Genomic DNA, 22,698 nt, shown 5'->3' on the forward strand with positions numbered 1-22,698 from the left:
TCGTGATAGACGAATCGCTTCTTAAGGGGGAATGTCGACCGGTCGCCCGTGTTTGATTCCTTGTGGAAATCATCAACGCCGATTGTGTCAGTCAACTGGGGAGCTCCTCTCGGCCGGACGGCGATGCCGTTCGGGAGATGGTGCCGGTGGAACTCGAGACGAGAGACGTCCTTGCCGGCTTGCGACGACGAACCCGGCCTCGCTGTGCCGGGTGCCGCGTGCGCCTGGGTGATCTGGGCGACTCGCCGCCCAGTGTTTGCAAATGATTATCGTTATCATGTATAAGGATGGGGTGCTCATGCCGCGACAAGGACAAGGGACTCTCCTGGCGGGAGTCCGGCCCTTCCCGCTCACCGCTCTGCGACATCCCGCTGTCACCACGCTCCTGAACGAACACCGGGGCCTGCTGGCCGACCTTCTGAACGGCCTGGGGTCGCCGCTGCATGTCGTGCTGCCGGAGGTCTTCGAGGAGAACATCACCGGCTTGCGGCAGGCTTTCGCCGAGACGGGTGCCGACGTCGACATCTTGTTCGCCAAGAAGGCGAACAAGGCCGACTGCTTCGTCAGGTCGGCCGCCGCCCTCGGGGTCGGAGTCGACGCCGCCAGCAGCGCCGAACTGGTGAAAGCCCTGGGCGGCGGGGTGCCCGGACACCGGATCGGTATCTCCGGCCCGGAGAAGGACGACTCACTGCACGCTCTCGCTGTCCAGCACGACTGTCTGGTCGCCGTCGACTCGATCAGTGAACTCCGCAGGCTGGCCGCGACCGCGCGGCTCGCGCACCGGCAGGTCAGGGTGGTGTTGCGATCCCGGACGAACAGCCAGCCGGGAAGCCGCTTCGGCATGGCCAAAGCCGAACGCGACGCGGCCGTCGGTCTGTGTGTGGAACTCGAGGACCACGTGAGTTTCCTGGGGTTCTCGTTTCACCTCGGCGGTTACTCGCCCGAGGAACGCGCGATCGCGGCGAACGAGATGATCGAGCACTGCCTCGACGCCAGGCGACGTGGTGCGGTGTCCGCCGAACTGGTCGACCTCGGCGGCGGATTACCGATGCGCTATGTCGATCCGCGACTGTGGGACGAATTCCTCCAGCAGAACGAGCCCGCTCAATATCACGGAACCAAGGCCGCCAAGGGTTTCTCGTTCTATCCGTACGGGGGGCATCCCACCGCCCAGGCGGCGCGCATGATCATGAGCCACCCGGTGGACGGCGACGAGAGCCTGTCGGCGAAGGCGGCCCGCCACGGCATCCGTTTCCTCGTCGAGCCCGGCCGGTCGCTGCTGGACCAGGCCGGATTCACCGTGTACCGCGTGCAGCAGGTCGAGGACCGGCGAGACACCGACGGGTACGCGATCGTCACCGTCGCGGGCAACAGCCTCAGTCTCAGCGAACCGTGGTTCAACACCGACTATCTCCCGGATCCCGTGCTGATCTCCGGCGAGCCCGCCGCCGACGAATTGTTCCCGGCCTGCGTCGGGGGCGCGACCTGCTTGGAAAACGACATGGTGACCTGGCGGAAGATCGGGTTCCCCCGGCCCGTGCGGCCAGGTGACCACCTGGTTTACCTCAACACCGCCGGCTACCACATGGACTTCATCGAATCCCGGTTCCACGACACCGCACTGCCGTCGAAAGCGGTTCTCCGGCTCGGCGACGACGGGGCAGCACCGCAGTGGCGACTGGACGGAATCTGACTCCGCCTCGAACAAAGGAGAAGTCTCGAATGGCACAGAGCTACGCCGCGCCTGGGCAGCTGTGGTTGCTGCCGCAGTCGCAACAAGAGGGGCTGAACTTCGACTACCGGCAGGTACTCGAAGTCGTGGAGGGGGCTTACCGCGCGGTGCGCGAGAACGGGTCGGACAGCCCGGTGAAGACGATCATCGAGGATCCGGACGATCACTCGCTGAGCTATTCGATGGTGGCGAGGGACGCCAGCAGCGACACCGTGTGTTTCAAGGCGGTCTACGAGTTCGATCCGAGCCGCCGCCGGGACGAATACCGGTTCCACTCCTTCATCTTCATCGCCGACGACGCCACCGGGGCACCGATCGCGCTGATGGACGTGGTGAAGCTCGGGCCGTTGCGGTCATCGGCCACGAGCGCCTTGTTCGCCCGCGCGGCCTGCCCCGACGCCCGTAACGCCCTGGTCGTCGGCACCGGCGTCCAAGGACAGATCGCCCTGCCGATGCTGCTCGCGGCGCTGCCGGAGCTCGAACGCCTGCAGGTGTTCGGCACCTATCCCGAGGGCTTGCGCGCCGTTCAGGACAGTGTCGAGGGCCGCGAGGTCGAGATCGTGGAAGACCTGGAGAAGGCCGCGAGCGAAGCCGACATCCTGATCGGCACGTCCGGCTTGTCCGTGACGCAGACGGTCCAGCGCGACTGGGTGAAACCGGGATCGATCTCCGTGTTGCTCGGATACGGCGTGCACGACGTGTTCCACGGCGCGGACTACCGGATCGCCACCAACACCACCCAAATGCATGTCACCTGCGGAAAACTGCGTGCCCCGGACGGCAGCCTGCCCAAGGTGGACGCCGAACTGCCGGACATCCTGCTCGGCCGGGCGCAGGCCCGGCGCGATCCCGACGACGTGGTTTTCGCCTACAACAGCGGGATGGCGGTCACCGACGCCGCGCTGGGCCGTTACATCGCCGATCTCGCGCTGGCGGACGGGCGCGGGGAAAGGGTCGGCTTCTGGTGAGCCAGGTCCTCGAACCGGCGACCTCGGCGTCCTTGGTCCGCCGGGAGGTGGCGGACCTGCCCGCCTACGATCCGGGCGCCGACCCGGACGAGGTCGCCGCCCTCAGCGGCGCCCGCGTGATCAAACTGTCCAACAACGAGAACCCGTTCGGTGCCTCTCCCGCGGTCGCCGAAGCCATGCGCCTGCGGCTGACCGACGGCGTCTCGCGCTATCCCGACCCCACCGGCAAGCGGCTGGCCGAGGCCATCGGAAAGAGCCTGGACGTGTCTGCCGAGCGCGTGGTGCTCGGCAACGGTTCGGAGAACATCCTGGAGTTGTTGTGCCAGGCCGTACTCGACCCGGGTGACCTGGTGACCACTCAGGCGCCGGGGTTCAGCCTGCACGAGATCTTCCCGCGCATGGTGGGCGCGCGGGTCGAAAAGGTCCCGGTCACCGCGGAGTTCGGATTCGACGCGGCCGCCTGGTGCACCGCGCTGGCGGCGGGCCCGAAACTCGTTTTCCTCGCCAACCCGTGCAACCCCACCGGCGCGATGCTCAGTGCCGGTGAACTGGAGCGCATCGTGGCCGATACCCCGGAGTCGGCCTTGCTGGTGCTCGACGAGGCGTACTGCGAGTTCGCCCGCCCCGTCCCGGAATACCCGGACGGGCTGGCGGTCCTGCGCGGGCTGGACCGGCCGTGGATCGTGTTGCGCACCTTTTCCAAGGCTTACGGCCTGGCTGGCATCCGGGTGGGGTTCGGCGTCGCCTCCGACGCCGCCCTCATCCAGGCGCTCGACCGGGTTCGCACTCCCTACAACGTCAATCAACTGGCGCAGGACGCCGCCATCGCCGCGCTGGGGGACCAGGCGCATCTGGCGGAAACGGTGCGCCGGACCGGACTGGAGCTCGCCAGGGTCGCGAACCGGTTGCGGGACAAGGGACTGCGCGTGGCGCCGTCCTCGGCCAACTTTCTGTTCATCGACACGGGCCACAGCTCCGACTGGGTGGCCCAGGAGTTGCACCGCACCGGGATCGTCGTCAAGGCGTGGCGGGAGCCCGGGTACGAGAACTTCATCCGAGCCTCACTGTCGACCCCCGAAGACAACGACGTCTTCGTGCAGCGTCTGACGGAGATCTGTGCGAAGGGACCACGATGATCAAGGACAGAGTGTCGGACCTGATCGGCCGGACACCGTTGCTCAGGCTGGCGGTGGCGGACGGGGCGGGAACCGTGCTGCTGAAGATGGAGCAGTTCAACCCCACCGGCACCGCGAAGATCCGGATGGCCAGGAACATGGTGGACGAGGCTGAGGAGCAGGGACTGCTCGCCCCCGGTGGGCAGCTGGTCGAGGCCACCTCCGGCAACACCGGGCTCGGCTTGGCGCTCATCGCCGCCGAACGCGGATACAAGTTCACCGCCGTGGTGGACAACCACTCCAGCATCGACAAGTTACGCGGAATGCTCGCCTACGGCGCCGAGTTGCTCAACATCGCCGGAGACGAGGAAGGGCTGGCCACCGCCGAACGCTACGCCGGGGCTCGTCGCTTCGCGGCCGAGCAGGGCGCGTTCCTCACCGCGCAGGACAGCAATCAGGGGAATCCCAACGGTTATCGGCCACTCGCCCTCGAGCTGTACGACGACTTGGGCGAGGACATCGACTACTTGTACGGGGCCGTCGGCACCGGTGGTTCGCTCAGCGGCGCCGGCGGTCTCCTGCGGGAACTCGTCCCGGACCTGAAGATCATCGGAGTCGAGCCGGTGGGCTCCGTCAACTTCGGCGGGGAACAGGCGCCTTACCACCAGACCGGCACCGGGACGCCGGAAATCTCGGAAATCTGCGACGTTCTCGACTACGACGTGATCGACGAGGGGATCAAGGTCAGCGACTCGGAGGCCTTCGAGACCTGTCGCTATCTGGCGAGGAACTTCGGCATCCTGATCGGCGGCTCGGCGGGCGGCGTGGTCTACAAGGCCTTGGAGCGGGCGCGGAGCGTGGGTCCCGAGACCACCATCGTCGTGCTGGTGTGCGACGGCGGTGAGCGGTACCTGGACACCGTGTTCAACGACGAGTGGATGGCGGACAACGGTCTGTTCGACGCACAGGTCGTCGACAGGCTCGCCTCGATGCTGCGGCACCGCACGGCGGGCGGAAGCAGGAAGTCACCCGACGAGTCCCGGTTGGTCGCCTCGCTCCCCGCCCACCGGCAAAGGGAAAGGACCGAACCTATGCGTCACAGGTAAGCGTCTCCACGCCGGATCGCCGCGCTCACCGAGATGAAGGGCGATCTCTGCCCGGCCAGCGGATTCTTTTTGTAAGCCATACTTTGTGGAGGTACGGCCATATGTGGTCGACGATCAGGTTGTTCGTGAGCTTGCGTCCGCGGGCCTGGGCGGGGATAGCCGGTCTTGTGCTGTTGACGTTGCTGGTGACGGCGACGTACGTCGGTCAGGGTTTGCTGATCGCGAATTTGTTGTTCCGGGTCTTTTCGTCGGTCGACGCCGGTGGCCTGGTGACGTCGTTGGTCGTGATCGGCGCGTTGCAGCTGGCTCGCGTCCTGCTGGTCGTGCTGCGGGACTGGTGGGCGCCGCGGGTGTCGGCGCGGGTGAAGGAGGCGGTGCGTGAAGGGCTGACGCTGAAACTGATGGAGATCGGGCCCGGCCAGGCGCAGCGGATGCGGACCGGTGATCTGCAGTCGACGCTGGTGGATTCGGTCGAACTGCTCGACCCGCTGCTGGGGCGGTTCGTCCCCACCGCGGCGGCGTCCGTGCTGGGGTCCTGTCTCGCTTCGGTGTACGTGATCGCGGTCGACCCGGTGGTGGGCCTCGTCGTGCTCGTGTGCGCGCTGCTGGCGCCGCTGTCGAAGTTGTTCGGGGAAAGGGCGATCAGGGAACGCGGTGGCCGCTGGATGGTGTCCTACCGGGGCATGTACTCCGAGAGCCTGGACGCCGTGCAGGGAATGGGGACGCTCAAGGCGTTCAACGCCAGTGGCAGGCGCGGCCGGGAGCTGGTCGCGCGTGGCGAGGCGTTCTGCCGCGACTCCATCCGTCTGATGGTGGTGTGGTGCGGTACTTCGAGCGTCGCGGCCTTGATGGTGCCGATCGGCACGACGGCCGCGGTGGCCCTGGGCGCCTGGCACGCGGCCACCGGCGTGGTGAGCGTCGCGGGACTGTTCACGATTCTGATGCTGACCCGCGAGACCTTCCGGCCCATGCAGGACTTGGAGGGGGCCTACCACTCGGCGTACTACGCCATCCCGGCCGGCCAGGCGATCGCCGAGGTACTGCGCCTGGAGCCGCACGTGCGGGACTCCGCGAGTACGGCTTCGGTGTTGCGGCAGGACCCGCCCGGCCTGGAGTTCCGCGATCTCCGGTTCTGCTACCCGACCCGGAGCGCGCCGGCACTGGACGGGTTCGACCTGGTGGTCGCGCCGGGCGAGCGGGTGGCCATCGTGGGCCGTTCCGGGGCGGGAAAGAGCACCGTGCTCGGGCTGTTGATGCGGTACTTCGACCCCGACGCGGGCTCCATCCACGTCGACGGCCGTGACATCCGCGAGTTCCCGCTGGCCGGCCTGCGATCACTGGTCGGCGTCGTGGCACAGGACACGTATCTCTTCCACGGCACGGTCCGGGAGAACCTGCTGCTCGCGAACCCCGAAGCCACCGATGAGGAGATCGACCGCGCGGTGACCGCCGCGCAGGCGGGGGACTTCATCGCCCGCCTGCCGAAGGGTTTCGAGACGATCGTCGGCGAACGCGGCCTCAAACTGTCCGGTGGCGAACGTCAGCGCATCGCGATCGCGCGTGCCCTGCTCAAGGACGCTCCCGTGCTCGTCCTCGACGAGCCGACGTCGAGCATCGACGCCGCCAACGAAGCGGAGATCACCCAGGCGCTCGGCGACCTGACCCGCGGCCGGACGACGGTCATCATCGCGCACCGGCTGTCCACGGTGCGCGACGCCGACCGGATCGTGGTGATGGACTCCGGCCGGGTCGTCGAGTCCGGCAGCCACCCGGATCTCGTGGCACGCAAGGGGCTTTACGCCGAACTCGTCGCGACCCAGACTGGAGTGCCGGCATGAGCACGCACACGCACACCCATTTGCACGGACACGGCCACGGACACGAACACGGACACGGACACGGACAGGGCGACGCGGCGGAGTCCGGCCGGTCGCTGGTCACCAGGCTGAGGAGCCTGATGCCGTTGCTCGGCGAGCACCGGCGGCTCATCACGGTGGCCTACCTGGCCGGTGTGCTGCATCAACTGCTCCTGCTCGGCTCGTCCGGTATCGGTGCGTACGTGGTGGCGCGGGCGGCCGTGGGTGCCTCGCTGGACCAGCTCGGCGGCTGGCTGATCACGCTCGGCTGCCTGATCGTGCCGCTGGTCTTCATGAGCATCGCCGACAGCACCTACGCCCACGTCGCCGCTTTCCGCGCGCTGGCCGACACCCGGGCCAAGGTGTACGCCGCCTTCGAACGACTCTCGCCCGGCTACATGCTCGAACGTCGTTCCGGCGACCTCGGTTCGGCCGCCGTCTCCGACGTGGAGCAGATCGAGCTGTTCTTCGCGCACACCCTCAGCCCGCTGGCCGTCGCGTCGACCGTTCCGGTGGCCACCACCGTCGCGCTGGGCTGGTTCCACTGGTCACTGGCCTGCGTTCTGGTCCCGGTCCTGTTGTTGCTCGCCTCGGTCCCGGCGTGGTTGCGGCGTCAGGCCGAACTGCACGGGAACGAGCTGCGCGACTCGCTCAGCCGGATGAGCGCCGACAGCACCGACACCTTCCAGGGTCTGCGCGAGCTGGTGAACTTCGGCGCACACGCCCAGCGGCTCGGGCTGCTGCGTAAACAGGGCGTCCGGCTGGCCAAGGCGAAGTCCGCGCACGGACGCCGCAGTGGCATCGAGTACGCCGCCACGGACACCATCGCCCTCGTGGGCATGCTCGCGGTGCTCGTCCTGGGCGCACGGCTCGTCGTCGCGGGCGAGCTCGATCGTGCCCTCTTCCCGGTGGCCGTCGTGCTCGCCGCGATGGCGATGCTGCCGGTGCTGAAGGTGACCGAAGTCGCACGCGAGCTGGCCACTGTCGCCTCCTCGGCCGACCGCATCAACACGCTGCTCGACGCGCCGGCCCCGGTCTCGGATCTGGTCAGCCAGGCGCCGGCGGGCCCGATCGTGCCGCATGTCCGCTTCGACGCCGTCACCTTCGCCTACCGCAGTGACCTCCGGCCCGCCGTGCGCGAGGCCACCTTCGAGATCCGTCCCGGCGAAACCGTCGCGCTGGTGGGCCATTCCGGTGCGGGCAAGTCGACCTGTGCCAACCTGCTGCTGCGCTTCTGGGACGTCACCGCGGGATCGGTCTCGGTGGGCGGACACGACGTTCGCGACTTCCCGCAGGAAGACCTTCGCCGCCTCATGACACTGGTGCCACAGGACACCTTCCTGTTCAACACCAGCCTGCGCGACAACATCCGGCTCGGCCGTGCCGACGCCTCCGACGAGGAGGTCGAGGCGGCCGCGCGGGCCGCCCAGGCCCATGAGTTCATCACGACGCTGCCGGACGGATACGACACCGTCGCGGGCGAACTCGGCGCGCTCATGTCCGGCGGGCAGCGGCAACGGATCGCGATCGCGCGGGCCCTGCTGAAGGACGCTCCGATCCTCGTCATGGACGAGGCGGTGTCGAATCTCGACGCCGCCAGCGAGCAGGCCGTCACCCAGGCGATGGACGAAGCCCGGCACGGCCGCACCACCCTGGTCATCGCCCACCGGCTCTCCACCATCCGGACCGCCGACCGGATCGTCGTCGTCTCCGGTGGACGTGTCGCCGAAACCGGAACCCACGAAGAACTCGTCGCCCTCAACGGTGCCTACGTCGAACTGCTCGCATCGCAACTCGAAGGATTCGTCGAGCAGGGTTCCGGCAGTATCCGAACCCCATGAAGGAGAGGACTTTGGATTCGGTAACCGCGAACACTTCCGGCTTTCTCTACCGTAGCCCGGAACTGTACGACTCGATCTATCGGTTCGACGACACCGGCATCCGTCTCACGAAGATGTGTCACGAGTTGCTGCTCCGGAACGGGAAAACGCCGCCGGGGCCGGTGCTCGATCTCGGCTGTGGCACCGCCTACAAACTCGCTTACCTGAACGAAGCCGGTTATGACTGCACCGGCGTCGACTACCTGGAAGCGATGGTCTCCTACGCTCGCGACGAATACCCGGACATGCGATTCGAAGTGGGCGACGTCCGCGACGTCCGGATCGGCCGGAAGTTCGACGTGATCACCTGCCTGGGGTGGGTGATCGAGAACGTCCACTCGTGCGAGGACATCGCGAGAGTGATGGAGACGTTCGCAGTCCATGCGAATCCCGGCGCGCTGCTCGTGCTCGGTACGCACAATCCCATCGGGGACCTGTCCGCGCTGGGGGCGAAGAGCAGTTTTTCCATCGAGCGCGAGGATTTCAAGGCGACGGGCGAGGCTTCGTTCACCGTGGATCGACGTCGTCAAGTCCTCACCCGGCTGCTGAACTGGTCGTTACCGGGAGGCGGCACGGAGGAAGAAGTGACGCGCTATCGCCTCTTTTTCCCGATGGAGCTGGAGTACTACCTGAGGTCGCATGGATTCGGAGACGTCGAGATGTACGACAACATCGAATTGGCGCCGTCGGAGCTGGAGGGCTCCATGCTGTACGTGACCGCTACCTATCAGGGGTGAATGGTCGGGAAACGCACCGATTTCCTTCGGTGTCGGCCGCAAGTCTTCTCTCCCCGCATGACGACTGCTAAGGTCTTGTTAGTGAAAACGAAAACTATTATCACCGCGCTGGCCTCCGTGACCCTGCTCGCGCTCGCGGGGTGCGCCGGGGCCTCCGACGCCGGCGGGCGGGAAAAAGCGGCGGGCTCGGGTACCACGGCGTACCCGTTCGCTCTCAAGAATTGCGGCGCCGACGTGACCTACGACGCCGCACCGCGGCGAGTGGTCACCTTGAACCAGACCGCCGCCGAGATCCTCATCCACTTGGGCGTGGACGACCGGATCGTCGGATCGGGCTACGAGATCTACGACCCCCCGGCCGAGATCGCCGAGCGGTACAAGAAGATCCCGATCCTGTCCGCGCATGGGCAGGACATCAAACACGAGAAGCTGCTGGAAGCCCAGCCGGACTTCGTCTACAGCTCGTTCGGGAGCTTTCTCACCGCGGCGCACTCCGGGGATCGTCAGGAATTGCACAAGCTGGGCGTGCCGACCTACGTGACCGAGTTCGACTGCACCGAGCACGTCAGCGTGCCGGGTGCGAGTTTCCCGATGCTGTACGAGGAGTACCGCCGGCTGGCCAGGATCCTCGACGTGCCCGCCGCGGGGGAGAAGCTGGTGAAGGAGCAAGAGGCCGTGGTCGGCAAGGCGCTCGCCTCCGTCAAGAAGCGGGACAGGCCCTTGAAAGTGATGTGGTTCTACTCCATGTACGGGGGAACTCCGTGGGCGGCGGGTCCCGGCGGTCTGCCGCAGCACGTCTCGGATCTGGTCGGAGTCGAGAACATCTTCGCCGACGTGTCGACGAAGATGGCCGAGGTGAGCTGGGACACGGTCGCCGCCCGGAATCCCGACGTCATCATCCTGGGCGACCTGACCAGGGGCGAACCCAACGACACCGCGCGGGAGAAGCTCGACCTGCTCAAGAAGGACCCGCTGACCAGCAAACTCGGCGCGGTGGTCGCCGACCGGTTCATCACTATCCCCGGCGCCCAAATGGATCCCGGCTACGGCAGCGCGTACATGGTTCCCGCGCTCGTCGAAGGCCTGAACAAGCTCCGATGAACGGTCGGCTCTCATGACGACGAGCTCGAAGAGAATCGTCGAGCACACCAGGAATCCGGTCACCGGTGGCCAGACAGCGCCGGTGCGCCCGCGGCGCGCCTCGACCGTGGCGCTCTTCGTGGTGGCCACGGCCGGGCTGCTCGTGTCGATCGTCGCGGCCTCCCTGCTCGGAAGCGCGAACGTGGGTCTTCTGGACGTCGTCTCCACGATCATGAGGCATGTCGGCCTGGGCGGGATCGCTCCCACGCCGCCACTGCCGAAGCTGCTGGACGCCCTGATCTGGGAGTCGCGCTTTCCGAGGGTGTTGCTGGCCGCCGCCGTCGGCACGGCACTCGCGGTCTGCGGCGCGGTGCTGCAAGCGGTCACCAGGAACTCGCTGGCCGACCCTTACCTCCTGGGGGTGTCCTCCGGTGCCTCGACCGGCGCGGTGGCCGTCCTCCTGCTGGGGATCGGCGGAAGCATCTCCCTTTCGACAGGTGCTTTCGTCGGCGGCCTGGTCTCCTTCGCCGCGCTGCTGATCCTGCTCGGCGGGGGCCGCGTCGCCAGCCCCGCCCGCGTGGTGCTCACCGGCGTGCTCGTGTCCCAGTTCTTCGCCGCGGTCACCTCGGTCATCCTCATGGTCAGCGGGGACGCGAACTCCACTCGCGGCTTCACCTACTGGCTCCTCGGCACCCTCGCGGGCGCCCGGTGGGAGGGGGTGACCGTCACCGTGGTGATCATCGTGATCGGGGTGGTCGCCGTCCAGTTCTTCGCGCCTGCCCTCGACGCCTTCACCTTCGGCTGGGATTCCGCCGCCGCCTTGGGAATCAACGTCACCGCGGCTCGCATCTGGCTGATGGTGCTGACCTCGGTCGTCACGGCGGCCGCCGTGGCGGCATCGGGCGCGATCGGTTTCATCGGGCTGCTCGTCCCGCACGTCGTCCGCATCCTGGCCGGCCCGATGCATCGCACCCTGTTGCCCCTGACCGCGTTCGCGGGCGCCATTTTCCTTGTCTGGGTGGACACGTTCGCGCGCACCGCGTTCTCGCCGCACGAGTTGCCCGCGGGTGTCATCACCGCGCTTCTGGGCGCGCCCGCGTTCGCGCTGGTCCTGAAGCGTCTGGGGGCCTGATGGGTCGCATCACCGCCACCGAGCTGTCCTGGTCCGTCAAAGGCCACCGGCTGCTGGACAACATCGAGATGGTGGCCGACGAGGGGAAGATCGTCGGTCTTCTCGGCCCCAACGGCTCGGGGAAGTCCACGCTGCTGCGCCTGCTCGCCGGATTGCGCGGCCCCGAGACCGGGACCGTCCACTACGACGACATCAGCCTGCGCGACCTCGGCCGCCGCGCGCTCGCCCGGCGGCTCGCCGTCGTCGAACAGGACGTGACCGCGCACAACCGCGTCAGCGTCCGCCAGGTCGTGGAGCTGGGTCGCACGCCTTTCCGGGGTCGCTTCGACCCGTTGACCGACCGCGATCGGCAGATCGTCGACTCGGTACTCGAACGGGTCGACGTCGCCGACAAACAGCACCAGAGCTGGCACACCCTCTCCGGGGGTGAGAAACAGCGCACCCAGCTCGCCCGCGCCCTCGCCCAGGAGCCTCGCGAGATCCTGCTCGACGAACCCACGAACCACCTCGACATCCGTCACCAGCTCGAACTCCTCGACCTGTTGCGAACACTGGACGTCACCTGTGTCGTCGCGCTGCACGACCTCAACCTCGCCGCCCGCTACTGCGACCACATCGTCGTCCTCGATCACGGACAGGTGGTGGACGCGGGCACCCCCGAGACCGTGCTGACCTCCGAGCTGATCGAGTCCGTCTACGGCGTCGAGGTGCTCATCGACCGTGAACCCACCACAGGCATGCTTCGGGTCACCTACCTGACCGCCACGGCCGGGCAAACGACCGCCGGGAAAGTCGTCGAGCCGTGGTGATGTCCTGAGAGCGCAGTGAAGCACGCGGGCCGGTTGACCGGGGTGAGTTCAGTCCTCAGTGGAGGGTCGTGCCTCGACGAGGTGGTAGTTCGACGCCGTGACCGCGTAGGTTCCGGTGAGGGTGAATCCGGCTTCCGCCAGGAGGTCCGCGAATTCGGTTTCGGTGCGTTCCCGCCCGCCGGTGCTGACCAGCATCGTGAGGTCGGCCATGATCGTGGCCCGCGTACGGAAGCCGGCCCGCTCGTCGATCACCGCGGGAAGCATTTGCTCCAGCAGCAGAAGACGGCCGTGCGCGGGCAATGCCTCACGACAGCAGGAGAGGATCCGCCGGACACGGTCCTCGTCCCAGTCATGGACGATGTCCTTGAGCAGGTACAGGTCACCGCCGCGGGGAACGGCTTCGAAGAAGTCGCCCGCGACGACGGCACAGCGGTCGGCGACGCCCGCGAAATCCAGAACGGATCCTGCCTTCCTGATGCCATGCTCGGTGTCGAAGAGCACCCCTTTCGTGTCCGGCAGCGCCTTCAGGATCTCGCTGAGCAGTGTCCCGCTTCCGCCACCGACGTCCACGATGGTCGAATACCCGTCGAACGGGTACGCCGCCAGGACACCCGGCACGATGGCGCGGGTGTTCTCGGCCATCGTCTGGTGGAATTCGGCGGCGACCTCCGGCCGTGTGGCGTAGTACTCGAAGGAGTTCATCCCGAAGGCATGGTCGAAACCGGTTTCACCCGTCATCACCGTGTGCAGAAGGTTTCCCCACGACTGCCACTGGGAGTCGTCACAGGACATCATCACCAGCGACCGGGTCTGATCGGCGCTGTCCGAACGCAACATCGTGCCCAGCGAGGTCAGCTCGTACCGCTCGGGCCCGGCCTCCCGAAGCAACCCGTAGCACGCCATCCCGCGCAGCACACGCCGGAGCGAAGGCTCGTGTGCCGACGTGGCGCCGGCGACCTCCGCCACTGTCTTCGGCCCGTCCTTGAGCAGGTCCGCGATGCCGAGGCGGGCCGCGACATTGGCGAGCTGAGCCGCGATCATCGCCCCGGACATCTCCACGACGGGATTGACCAGGTAGCCGTTCTTCGGCCTTTCCGACTCGCCGGCCGCGTCCGGCGCCGATGTGGTGCGTGCGTGCATAAGGCTCCTACCTTCCGATCTTCACCAGGGAATCGGCGTCCTGGCTGACGGTTTCCGTCCCCGCTGTGGAGCGGTGCACCAGTTCTCCGGACTTCCAGACGTGCGTGAGGTGCTGCCGCGGGTCAGAGCCTGATCGAGAGCTCGATCTCCTCGCCGAGGATCGGAAGGCACACCGACAGGTAGCCGTTGGTCCGGTCGCGGAGATATTCGTAGAGGTCGTCCATAGTGGACGGATCGACGACGCAGTGCTCCGGGTCCGGTAGCCCGTCGGTGATGACGACCGAGCCCGTGCGCAGCTTCGGTTCCAGCAGGCGCAGCAACGGGAGGCTCTGCGACGGCCAGCCATCGAGCAGCAGGAGGTCGACGGTGCCGGGAAGCTCACGCAGCGTTTCCAGCGCGTCTCCCGCCCGGATGTCGACGAGGTCGGACAGCCCGGCTTCGTCGACATTCGCGCGCGCGTCGGCGACCTTGTCCGCGCTCAGCTCGGTGCCGACGACCCAGCCGCCGCCGTTGTCCCGCACCGCGGCCGCGAGATAGACCGTCGACATGCCGAACGAAGTGCCGAACTCGACGATCCCGTTGGCCTGGTTCAGCCGAGCCAGCAGGTAGAGCAGTTCCCCGGTCTCCTTCGGCACGGCCATGGAGATGTCCTTGGCCAGGTCGGCGAAGGTCGCGGGGGAGGTGTTCCGGAACCGGTTCTCGTACTCCGGACCCGCTGCGGAGATCAGCTTGCGGACACCCTCCGCGTCGTTCTCGTCCTCACGCTTGCGCAGACGGGCGAGCACTGCTTCCACCTGCGGCCGGTGCACGGTCGAGATCATGAAGCCTCCAGATTCCTCAACGCCGCGGCGTTGTCCAGTGCCAGCAAGGTGTTCATCACGTCGTGGAGCACGGCCTCGGGATGGTCCGTGGCGCCCGAGGCGCGCCAGCCGACGACACCGTCGGGGCGCACCAGGAGCGCGCCGCCCTCGGACGCGCCGGACGCGGAAAGCCAGCGATCTTCCAGATCGTGCAGATCGTGCCCCAGCAGGTACGTCCGGATCGGAAGGCCGAGGGCGGTGGAAACCTGTGTCGCCGCGACGGTCCATGCAGCGCCCTGGGACCCGGCGAGCAGGACGAAGTGACGTCCGAACAGGTCGACGGTGGACATCTCCACCGGGCCGTTCGCGGGGCGCACGAGAAGGTGCGGTGCCCGGGTGCCGGGCAGGCCGCCCGTGTTCCGCGGGTCCAGAAGTTCCGGTACGCCGGGCTCTTCCGGATGCACGGCCGCCGACCGGTAGTGGTGGCCGTACACGACGGCGAGGTTTCCGGCCACGCCGGGGTCGGCGCCGCCGGCGGAGGTTCGCTTGTCCATCCGGTCGACGGCGGCCTCGGCGGTGAGCCGCGCGACCGGACGCCGCTCTCGCTCGTAGCTGTCCAGCAGCCGGTCGTGCGCCGCGCCGCCGACCACGAGCCCGAGTTTCCACGCGAGATTGTGCGCGTCGGCGATCCCGACGTTCGCGCCGAACCCACCCGAGGGCGGGATGAGATGCGCGGCGTCCCCCAGCAGGAACACCCGGCCGGAGCGGAAGGAATCCGCCACCGAAACCCCGAAATCCCAGTCGACGACGAACCGGTCCCCGCCCGGGAGCAAGGAAACGAGGGAGACGGGCAGATCGCCGGCCCCGACTGCTGAGCGCACCAGTTCGACGCAGGTCGCTTCGTCGAAGTCGTCGATGCCGGTGATCCCGGGGAAGTTCTGTCGTTCGCCGTCGTAGTACGGCACCATCAGGACCCAGCGCCCCGGCCGGTCGTGGGGGAGCAACACGGTTCCCTGCGCCGGGTTGGCCAGGAACCAGGCCCCGATCGCGCGGTCACCGATGAGGTCGTCGATCGCGATGTCCGCGGAGATGGTCGCGTAGCGCTTCAACGTTCCCGGCCCACTGCTGGCGATTCCGAGCAGGTCCCGCACCGTGCTCCGATGGCCGTCGCAGGCGAGCAGATATTTCGCGCGCAATCGGGAGACGTGGCCGTCCTGATCGCTCACCGTCGCTTCGACGCCGTCGCCGTGCCGGCCGAGCGAGACGAGCCTGGTCCCGAACCGGAGGTCCGCGCCCGCTTTCTTCGCGCTCTCATAGAGGATCGGTTCGAGCCGGTGCTGGTCGATGGGGGCGTGGGACGTCGGACTGAACCGCGAGGATTCTTCGAGCCCTTCGAGATCGGTCCGCACGATCTCTTGGCCTGCCACGCTTTCCGCCCTGGCCATCTGGTTGAACCGCGCCAGCTTCGACAGGTTCTCCCGGATCAGGGGTTCGAGGCCGAGGGAACGGTAGATCTCCATCGAACGGCCGTTGACCAGCCGCAGGCGCGGGATCTTGGACATCCCGGTGTGGCTTTCGACGAGGATCGTCGACACCCCGTGGTGCCGGAGCATGGCCGCGCTCGACAGGCCGACCAGGCTACCGCCGACGATGAGCACATCGGAGTCGTAGGTGTCCATTCCTGCCTAACCCGCCAGCGCCCTGCGGAGGACGTCCTCGAGGCGTCGCTTGTCGTATGTCTGGTAGTGGGCGGCGGCGAGGCGAACCGGATCACCGCCGTAGTAGCGTTCGTAGAGCAACTGCCGTTGGCCGAAGGCGTCGCCGCTGAGTTCCCACGCCAGCTTCAGCAGACCGATCCGGTCCGGCCCGGTCATGTCGCCGGTGGCGAAGTACCTGCCGACGTCGTGCGGCAGCCCGGGAGCGAGATCCGCCGCCGTGGGTGCCGCGATGATGGCGCCGCTGCCGAGGATCCGGATCACCTCGGCCATCCGATCGCAAGCGGCTGGAAACTGGTACCGAGAGGTGTAGACCGCGCTGGCGGCAGGGACGAACGTACCCCAGCGGGACCGTGTAGCGTCCACTTCGGACAGCAGTAGGCAGGCACGGGCAGAGTCGAGCAACCCGAGCACCTCGCCCAGCATTTCCTTGACGTGCAGATGAGCGGTCGACCGGGTGGACTCGGCGAGCCGGACGGCGACGGCGACCATGAGCTCCGCCTTCGCCAGCCCCCGGATCATGCCGTGGTGGCCCTGGTGCTGGAACCCGGTGGTGGCCCAGATCAGCGAGTTCGCCGCGTCCGGGTCGCCGTGGAAGAAGACCCGGTCCCATGGCACCAGGACGTCGTCGAACACGCAGGTCGCGTCGATCTCGTCGAAGCGGCTCAGCGGGTGGTCGAACCGGTTGCGGCCGCTCATGGCGTACGGCTCGCGGCAGACGATCCGGAGGCCCGGGGTGTTCACCGGGATGGCGAATCCGGCGGTGTAGGCGTGTTCGTCCTTCCGGTACCCAGGGATCGGGAAGACCAGCAGTTCATCCGTGACCGGGGCGAGGGTGCTGGTCATCTTCGCGCCTTTGACGACCAGGCCGTCCGAGGTCTCGCGGACGATCTTGAGCGGGACGAGCGGGTCGTCGAGGTCGTCGAGCCCGCGGGAACGGTCGACCTGCGGGTTGGCGCTGGCGATCGCGATGAACGGATCGTTCTCGCGACACCACTGGTAGTAGGCCCGGATGTTGTCGCCGAACCGCGGCGAATGCCCGCTGAAGAATTCCGCCGCCGAGGCGAAGGCCATCACCAGGGTGGCGACGTTGTCGGGAGTCCGTCCCATCAGCCCGAAGCACGCTTCCGCGAAGCAAGTGATGCCCGTCCGCCGGGTCACGAGATCCTCGCGGTCGCGGGGGATCAGGTAGCCGATCGGGTACCGCGGTCCGCCAGGCGCCTCCTGGTAGCTGACTTCGGCTTGGACGGCGGGATCGTGCTGGAGGTCATACAACCCCGCGACACTGTCGATCACCGGGCGGAGCGCCGGATGCTCGGCCACCGCGACCTGTTCGCCCGCCAGCCAGATCTCACGTCCGTCCGACAGGCCTGAGACGTACTCCTTGCCTGTTCTCAATGCCATTTCACACGACCTTTCAAGCCGTTTCGGAACGGACGGCGGACGAGTTCGCCGACCAATTCCTGGCGCCTCAGTCCCTTCTCGCGGTACCGGGCGGGCTCGATCCGGGGCACGCCCGGATCGAGTTGGGCGTCCGGCCTGTGGGAAAGCGGTTCGTCCCCTGTTGTGTACCTCGCCGGCTGTGCGATGGTGTAGTCCGTGCCTGCCGGCAGTTGCCGCACAGCGTCGATCGCCACGCCCGCCCCAATCCCCAGTAGGCCCGATGCGCACCGACACATGCGTGTGTGTTGATGAAAAATGAAAAGGTGCCATCCGGCGATTCGGTTTCCCCAGGTGAATCGGTTTCCGTAAAGCCCACGTTAACCACGGCCATGATCCGGCGGCAACCGGTCTAGATCCATCGTTCTAGTGCTTATGGCCGCATTAAGGCATTATCGATGAGTTGTTCATGGCGCGGTCCGGTTCACGACCTTCGTCGGCGGCGATTCGAGTGAGGCTCATCGCGGTTCCGGGGTGCTTAGGTGATCGACCGTTCTAGATCGAGTTTGGGGTAATCGGGTGTAGACCGATGGGGCGGGCGACTTGTAAGGTTTTCCGGAGGGGATTAATGAGGTATTCCAGCGAGTACTTTCGGAATACTCGTCTTCTGTGAATGAATCAACAATGTCGCTCGAAGCTCTCTTGGGGGGATCGATGCGTGACATGTCTTATCAAGTTCCTTGCCCGCCGTTGGGGTCGGTGATCGGCGCGGACGAGTTGGCGGCGGTCGCCCGGCTGGGCACGATGAAGCAACGGAAATCCGCTCCCGGCTTCCCGCTGGCCTGGTCGACGGCGACGAACTCGACGACTTCCTGAGCGAGCCGGCATGACCCGGCTGACGGCAGAAGGGACCGCCATGGAGCGCAAACTCCCGGCGAAGGGAATCTCCGACATCTACGCGCTTTCCCCGATCCAGCAGGGACTTCTCTACGAACAGCTCGGGCGCCCCGGCACGGGTGTCTACATCGAACAGCTTCGGTTGACCTTCGAGGAAACGGTGGACCCCGCACTGTTCGAACAGGCGTGGCAGGCGGTGGTCGACCGGCACCCGATCCTGCGCACTTCGTTCCACTGGAAACGCGACGGAACGCCCTTGCAGGTAGTGCACGGTACCGCGCGGCTGCCGCTGGAAGTCCTTGACTGGCGGTCCGACGGACCGGCCCGCCAGGACGAACGACTCGACGCGTGGATGGAACGGGAGCGGCTCGAAGGATTCGACCTGGCTGCCGCGCCGCTGATGCGCACGACGCTCATCCGGCGCGCGGACGAGGAATGGGTGTTCGCCTGGCGGTTCTCCCACCTGCTGATGGACGGCTGGTCCTTCACCCTGTGCATCCAGGACTTCACCGAGGCCTATCGCGCGCTGCGCCGGGACGCACCGACGGCGGCCGCCGCCGGACGGCCGTACCGCGACTACCTCAGCTGGTGGCACGGCCGCGACCCGGACGCCGACGCCGCGTTCTGGGAGTCCGAATTGGACGGTTACGAGCCGCCACCGCCGTTGCGGATGGGCGGTGGCGCGGTGGAAGCCGGCGAATCGACACACTCCTTCCTGGAACAGAGCCTCGCCGACCTCGCTCCCGGACTCACCGGACTGGCCCGTGCCGAGCGGCTCACACTGGCCACCATCGCGCAAGGCGCGTGGATGGTCGTCCTCGGCCGGTACCTCGGCCGCGAGGACGTGGTCTGCGGAATCACCACGGCACACCGGCCTGGCGATCTGCCCGGTGCGGAGGCGATCCTCGGCCCGATGATCGCGACCGTCCCGGTCCGCGAACGACTCCGGCCCGGGCTGCGCCTGCGCGACTGGCTGCGCGGGTTCGGGAAGCACGCCGCCGAGGTGCGGGAACACCACACCATGCCCTTGGCCAGGATCCAGGCGAGGTTCGGTGACCACGAGGCGGCGCCGCTGCTCCAGAGCAGCGCGTCCTACGAGAACGTCCCGATGCCGGACTTCGACCTGTCCGACGTCGGGACGCGCATCACCGGCCTCGCCTACGACGGGCGCCCGCACTACCCGATCACGATGGTGATCATGCCGGGCGACGACATGCCCCTGAGGGTGGTCTACGACCGGCGGTGCTTCGCCGACGACGTCGCACGGCGCTTCGCCGACGACCTGGTCGCCGTGCTGCGTCAGCTGGTGGACGAGCCGGAGGCGACACTCGGCGGCCTGGCCTTCACGGGAACCACGGTCCCCGGTCGTCGACCAGCGGAACTCGTCGTGGGCGAGCCGACGTGCCTGCACGAGGCCTTCACAGAGCACGCGAGGCGGACGCCCGACGCGGTAGCCGTGAGCGACGGCGGACGGGAATTCACCTACGGGGAACTGGATCGTTACGCCGACGCGGTCGCCGCGGCGTTGATCAGTGCGGGGGCACCCGGCCGGATCGGCCTGTGCCTCGGCCGCTCCGCCGACCTCGTCGCCGCGATGATCGGCTGCTTCAAGGCGGGCGCCGCCTACGTCGCACTGGATCCCGCCTACCCCGCGGAACGGCTCAGGGACATCCTCGCCGATTCCGGGGCGGAAGTCGTGCTGTGCACCGACGACGTCGTCGAGCGGCTCAGCGGATACGAGGGCCGGACGCTGGAGCTGGGTATCGACATCCGTCCGGACGCGGAAGTCGCCGAAGTCCCGGTCGCGCGCGACCCGGAGACTCCCGCTTACCTGCTCTACACCTCAGGATCGACCGGCAGCCCGAAGGCCGTCGTGGTCACGCATCGGAACGTGGGGAGTCTGCTGGCCGCCGGGCGAGCGGTGTTCGGTTTCGACGGCGACGATGTGTGGACGTTCGCGCACTCCTTCGCCTTCGACTACTCGGTGTGGGAGATCTGGGGTGCCCTGGCCAACGGGGGCAGGCTCGTCGTCGTGCCGCCCGCGGTCAGCCGTGATCCGGCCGCGTTGCGGCGCCTCGTCCACGCCGAGCGGGTGAGCGTGTTCAGCATGACGCCCGCGGTGTTCGAGCAGGTGGCAGCTCAGCCCGGCGAGGAGATGTCCGCGCTGCGCAAGGTCTTCCTCGGCGGCGACCGGCTCGACACGACGATGGTGCGCGCCTGGTTCGACCGGTATGCCGACGCGGACATCGAGGTGTACAACCTGTACGGCGTCACCGAGGCCACCGTGGTTTCGACCTACCACCGGGTGTGGGCGGACGACATCGGCACGGTGCCGATCGGTCGTCCGCTGCCGAACCAGCGGGCCGAGGTGCTCGACGCCTGGGGACGCCCGGTTCCCGAAGGCGGGACCGGCGAGCTGTGGGTGTCCGGACCGGCGGTGGCTGCGGGCTATCACGCGCGTGAAGAGCTTACGGCGCGGCGATTCGGCGTCACCGAGGCCGGTGAGCGCAGCTACCGGACCGGGGATCTGGTCAGGGCGCGGGAGGACGGGGCGTTGTGTTTCCTCGGCCGCGCGGACGATCAGGTCAAGGTCCGCGGCTTCCGGGTGGAGCCCGGCGAGATCGAGGCGGTGCTGCGCGCACATCCGGCGGTGCGATCCGCGGCGGTCGTCGTGCGTGGACCCGGCCGCTCCGCCCGGCTGGCGGGCTATCTCGTCGCCTTCGGCGCGCCGGTGTCCACAGAGGACATACGGGCGTACGCGGCGAAGCACCTGCCGGCACACATGGTCCCGGATCTCCTCGGCTGGATACCGGACATCCCGGTGACGGAGTCGGGGAAGGTGAACTCGCGTGTGCTGCCCGAACTGGAACACCGCGAGGCCGTCGAGTTCGTCGCGCCGCGGACCGAGGACGAGCGGGTGGTGGCCGCCGAGGTCGCGAAGGTGCTCGAACTCGATCGCGTTGGCGCACTGGATCGGCTGGACGTCCTCGGCCTGCACTCCCTGCACGCGATGCGCCTGATGGCGGCGTTGCGGTCGGCGAGCGGGGTCGAGGTGCCGCTGCCGAAGCTGGTGCGCGCCGGGACCGTGTCGGAGCTGGCGGCGGCGGTCGCCGCGGGCAGGGCGGCGGTGGTGGGTGGGGGTGACCGGGCGTGGTGAAGCTGAGCGCGGGGCTTCCTGTCCTCGTCGCCGGTGCCGGCATCGGCGGGCTGACGGTGGCCGCCGCGCTGGCGAGGCGTGGTTTTCCCGTTCAGATCCTCGAACGGGCCGACGCGGTACGCGGTGCGAGTGGCTCCGGGCTGACCATCTGGACCAACGGGCTGGACGCGCTCGACCGGATCGGTCTGGCGGACCGGGTGATCGCCGCGGGCATGCGGCTCGACCGGCAGCAGCTGTGGCTGGCGGGCGGTACCCGGCTCAACGAGGTCCCGGTCGGCGAGATCGGCACCGAGATCAGCAGGCCGGGGATCGGGATCCGCCGCAGGCTGCTGTTGCGGGAATTGCAGGCGGGATGCGCGGGAATCCCCATCCGCTACGAGGCGAAGGTCGTCGAGGTCGGCCAGGACGACACCGGAGTGTCGGTGCGGCTCGACGATGGCGACGAGGTACGCGGCGCGCTTCTGGTCGGCGCCGACGGGCTCCGGTCCCGCGTCCGGCGGGCGATGCTCGACGACGGTGACCCGCATCCCGAGTACCACATGATCTGGCGCGGGATCAGCGACAGCCACGCGAACTACCCGGAGCACACGTCGTACATGGTCTTCGGCCGCTGTGGCGCGAGATCGGTGTCCTGGCCGGTCGGCCCGGACGCGGTGTGCTGGTCGGTCAGCAGGAACGGCCCGCCCGCGGGCCGGGCGGACGTGCCCGACGGGACGAAAGCCGCACTGCTCGAGATGCTCGACGGCTTTCCCGACCCGGTCACCAGCATCGTTTCCACGACACCCGACGAGCGGATCATGCGGACCGACCTCTTCGTCCGGCTTCGCGCCGACCGCTGGGTCGAGGGCAGAGTGGCACTGCTGGGGGACGCCGCGCACGCGATGCCGACCACCTACGGGCAGGGCGCTTGCCAGGCCATCGAAGACGCGGTGGTGCTCGCCGACGCCCTCGCGGGCGCGGATTCCGTCGAGACCGGCCTGAAGGACTACGAACGCCGACGGCTCGGCAGGGTCGGGTGGATCCGGCAGCGCACCTTGCAGCTGAGCCGCTTCCAGGGCTGGGAACTCCCGGTGATGGTCACGACGCGGAACGGCGTCGTGGCGCGGATCCCGCCGGAGAGCCAGCGCCAGACCTGGCGCACCTTGCTCACCTTCGACGACGGAACCAGGGAGCCCGGACATGCCCGCTGACGTG

17 protein-coding genes are annotated in these 22,698 nt (G+C 67.8%); 13 read left to right on the plus strand and 4 right to left on the minus strand.

Annotated features, from left to right (window positions below):
* Positions 1 to 298: 298 nt before the first annotated feature.
* From B0293_RS04095 to B0293_RS04140, 10 genes are all read left to right on the plus strand, one after another.
* Positions 299 to 1,693 (plus strand): alanine racemase, encoded by a 1,395-nt coding sequence (locus B0293_RS04095; RefSeq protein WP_005153000.1) that lies wholly within the window; start codon positions 299 to 301, stop codon positions 1,691 to 1,693.
* A gap of 29 nt (positions 1,694 to 1,722) precedes the next feature.
* Positions 1,723 to 2,700, plus strand: coding sequence for an ornithine cyclodeaminase (locus B0293_RS04100; RefSeq protein ID WP_005153002.1), 978 nt, complete (start codon positions 1,723 to 1,725; stop codon positions 2,698 to 2,700).
* Positions 2,697 to 3,836, plus strand: coding sequence for a histidinol-phosphate transaminase (gene hisC, locus B0293_RS04105; protein ID WP_005153004.1), 1,140 nt, complete (start codon positions 2,697 to 2,699; stop codon positions 3,834 to 3,836). The genes B0293_RS04100 and hisC overlap by 4 nt, the downstream gene beginning before the upstream one ends.
* Positions 3,833 to 4,921 (plus strand): PLP-dependent cysteine synthase family protein, encoded by a 1,089-nt coding sequence (locus B0293_RS04110; protein ID WP_005153008.1) that lies wholly within the window; start codon positions 3,833 to 3,835, stop codon positions 4,919 to 4,921. The genes hisC and B0293_RS04110 overlap by 4 nt, the downstream gene beginning before the upstream one ends.
* Positions 4,922 to 5,046: 125 nt before the next feature.
* Complete coding sequence (locus B0293_RS04115) at positions 5,047 to 6,759, plus strand: ABC transporter ATP-binding protein (protein WP_158081880.1); 1,713 nt, start codon at positions 5,047 to 5,049, stop codon at positions 6,757 to 6,759.
* On the plus strand, positions 6,756 to 8,618 hold the full coding sequence (locus tag B0293_RS04120; protein WP_005153012.1) for an ABC transporter ATP-binding protein: 1,863 nt from the start codon (positions 6,756 to 6,758) through the stop codon (positions 8,616 to 8,618). Before B0293_RS04115 ends, B0293_RS04120 begins: the two co-directional genes overlap by 4 nt.
* Before the next feature lie 11 nt (positions 8,619 to 8,629).
* Entirely contained in the window at positions 8,630 to 9,394 is a 765-nt protein-coding gene (locus tag B0293_RS04125; protein ID WP_005153014.1) for a class I SAM-dependent methyltransferase, read from the plus strand.
* Positions 9,395 to 9,475: 81 nt separating this feature from the next.
* A complete protein-coding gene (locus tag B0293_RS04130; protein WP_209437253.1) occupies positions 9,476 to 10,495 on the plus strand; it encodes an ABC transporter substrate-binding protein in 1,020 nt (339 codons plus the stop codon).
* Between the two features lie 13 nt (positions 10,496 to 10,508).
* A complete protein-coding gene (locus tag B0293_RS04135) occupies positions 10,509 to 11,606 on the plus strand; it encodes a FecCD family ABC transporter permease (protein WP_005153018.1) in 1,098 nt (365 codons plus the stop codon).
* Positions 11,606 to 12,415 (plus strand): ABC transporter ATP-binding protein, encoded by an 810-nt coding sequence (locus B0293_RS04140; protein WP_005153021.1) that lies wholly within the window; start codon positions 11,606 to 11,608, stop codon positions 12,413 to 12,415. The genes B0293_RS04135 and B0293_RS04140 overlap by 1 nt, the downstream gene beginning before the upstream one ends.
* A gap of 48 nt (positions 12,416 to 12,463) precedes the next feature.
* Here the strand turns inward: B0293_RS04140 and B0293_RS04145 are convergent, their stop codons facing one another.
* The 4 genes from B0293_RS04145 to B0293_RS04160 all read right to left on the minus strand — a co-directional run bounded on the left by B0293_RS04145 (position 12,464) and on the right by B0293_RS04160 (position 17,474).
* On the minus strand, positions 12,464 to 13,555 hold the full coding sequence (locus tag B0293_RS04145; RefSeq protein WP_005153030.1) for a methyltransferase: 1,092 nt from the start codon (positions 13,553 to 13,555) through the stop codon (positions 12,464 to 12,466).
* A 122-nt stretch (positions 13,556 to 13,677) separates the two neighbouring features.
* Positions 13,678 to 14,376 carry an O-methyltransferase gene (locus tag B0293_RS04150; RefSeq protein ID WP_005153037.1) on the minus strand — a complete coding sequence of 233 codons (699 nt, stop codon included), beginning with the start codon at positions 14,374 to 14,376 and terminating at the stop codon, positions 13,678 to 13,680.
* Positions 14,373 to 16,034 carry an FAD-dependent monooxygenase gene (locus tag B0293_RS04155; protein WP_039916161.1) on the minus strand — a complete coding sequence of 554 codons (1,662 nt, stop codon included), beginning with the start codon at positions 16,032 to 16,034 and terminating at the stop codon, positions 14,373 to 14,375. The genes B0293_RS04150 and B0293_RS04155 overlap by 4 nt, the downstream gene beginning before the upstream one ends.
* Positions 16,035 to 16,040: 6 nt before the next feature.
* On the minus strand, positions 16,041 to 17,474 hold the full coding sequence (locus B0293_RS04160; RefSeq protein WP_005153042.1) for a 4-hydroxyphenylacetate 3-hydroxylase family protein: 1,434 nt from the start codon (positions 17,472 to 17,474) through the stop codon (positions 16,041 to 16,043).
* A 699-nt stretch (positions 17,475 to 18,173) separates the two neighbouring features.
* Between B0293_RS04160 and B0293_RS43485 the strand changes: the two genes are divergently transcribed.
* Genes B0293_RS43485 through B0293_RS04170 form a run of 3 tightly spaced genes read left to right on the plus strand, consistent with a single transcriptional unit; the run spans position 18,174 to position 22,694 of the window.
* A complete protein-coding gene (locus B0293_RS43485) occupies positions 18,174 to 18,326 on the plus strand; it encodes a hypothetical protein (protein WP_157376417.1) in 153 nt (50 codons plus the stop codon).
* A 10-nt stretch (positions 18,327 to 18,336) separates the two neighbouring features.
* Positions 18,337 to 21,504 (plus strand): non-ribosomal peptide synthetase, encoded by a 3,168-nt coding sequence (locus B0293_RS04165; protein ID WP_143254476.1) that lies wholly within the window; start codon positions 18,337 to 18,339, stop codon positions 21,502 to 21,504.
* Positions 21,498 to 22,694, plus strand: coding sequence for an FAD-dependent oxidoreductase (locus B0293_RS04170; RefSeq protein WP_005153046.1), 1,197 nt, complete (start codon positions 21,498 to 21,500; stop codon positions 22,692 to 22,694). Before B0293_RS04165 ends, B0293_RS04170 begins: the two co-directional genes overlap by 7 nt.
* Positions 22,695 to 22,698 lie beyond the last annotated feature (4 nt).

Source organism: Amycolatopsis azurea DSM 43854 (assembly GCF_001995215.1).
Taxonomy (GTDB): Bacteria; Actinomycetota; Actinomycetes; order Mycobacteriales; family Pseudonocardiaceae; genus Amycolatopsis; species Amycolatopsis azurea.

Excerpts from the sequence above, each read along its gene's own strand:
- B0293_RS04095 (WP_005153000.1), top strand. The coding sequence starts at position 299 with ATGCCGCGACAAGGACAAGGGACTCTCCTGGCGGGAGTCCGGCCCTTC.
- B0293_RS04100 (WP_005153002.1), top strand. The coding sequence starts at position 1,723 with ATGGCACAGAGCTACGCCGCGCCTGGGCAGCTGTGGTTGCTGCCGCAG.
- B0293_RS04110 (WP_005153008.1), top strand. The coding sequence starts at position 3,833 with ATGATCAAGGACAGAGTGTCGGACCTGATCGGCCGGACACCGTTGCTC.
- B0293_RS04120 (WP_005153012.1), top strand. The coding sequence starts at position 6,756 with ATGAGCACGCACACGCACACCCATTTGCACGGACACGGCCACGGACAC.
- B0293_RS04135 (WP_005153018.1), top strand. The coding sequence starts at position 10,509 with ATGACGACGAGCTCGAAGAGAATCGTCGAGCACACCAGGAATCCGGTC.
- B0293_RS04140 (WP_005153021.1), top strand. The coding sequence starts at position 11,606 with ATGGGTCGCATCACCGCCACCGAGCTGTCCTGGTCCGTCAAAGGCCAC.
- B0293_RS04145 (WP_005153030.1), bottom strand. The coding sequence starts at position 13,555 with ATGCACGCACGCACCACATCGGCGCCGGACGCGGCCGGCGAGTCGGAA.
- B0293_RS04150 (WP_005153037.1), bottom strand. The coding sequence starts at position 14,376 with ATGATCTCGACCGTGCACCGGCCGCAGGTGGAAGCAGTGCTCGCCCGT.
- B0293_RS04155 (WP_039916161.1), bottom strand. The coding sequence starts at position 16,034 with ATGGACACCTACGACTCCGATGTGCTCATCGTCGGCGGTAGCCTGGTC.
- B0293_RS04160 (WP_005153042.1), bottom strand. The coding sequence starts at position 17,474 with ATGGCATTGAGAACAGGCAAGGAGTACGTCTCAGGCCTGTCGGACGGA.
- B0293_RS43485 (WP_157376417.1), top strand. The coding sequence starts at position 18,174 with ATGTCTTATCAAGTTCCTTGCCCGCCGTTGGGGTCGGTGATCGGCGCG.
- B0293_RS04165 (WP_143254476.1), top strand. The coding sequence starts at position 18,337 with ATGACCCGGCTGACGGCAGAAGGGACCGCCATGGAGCGCAAACTCCCG.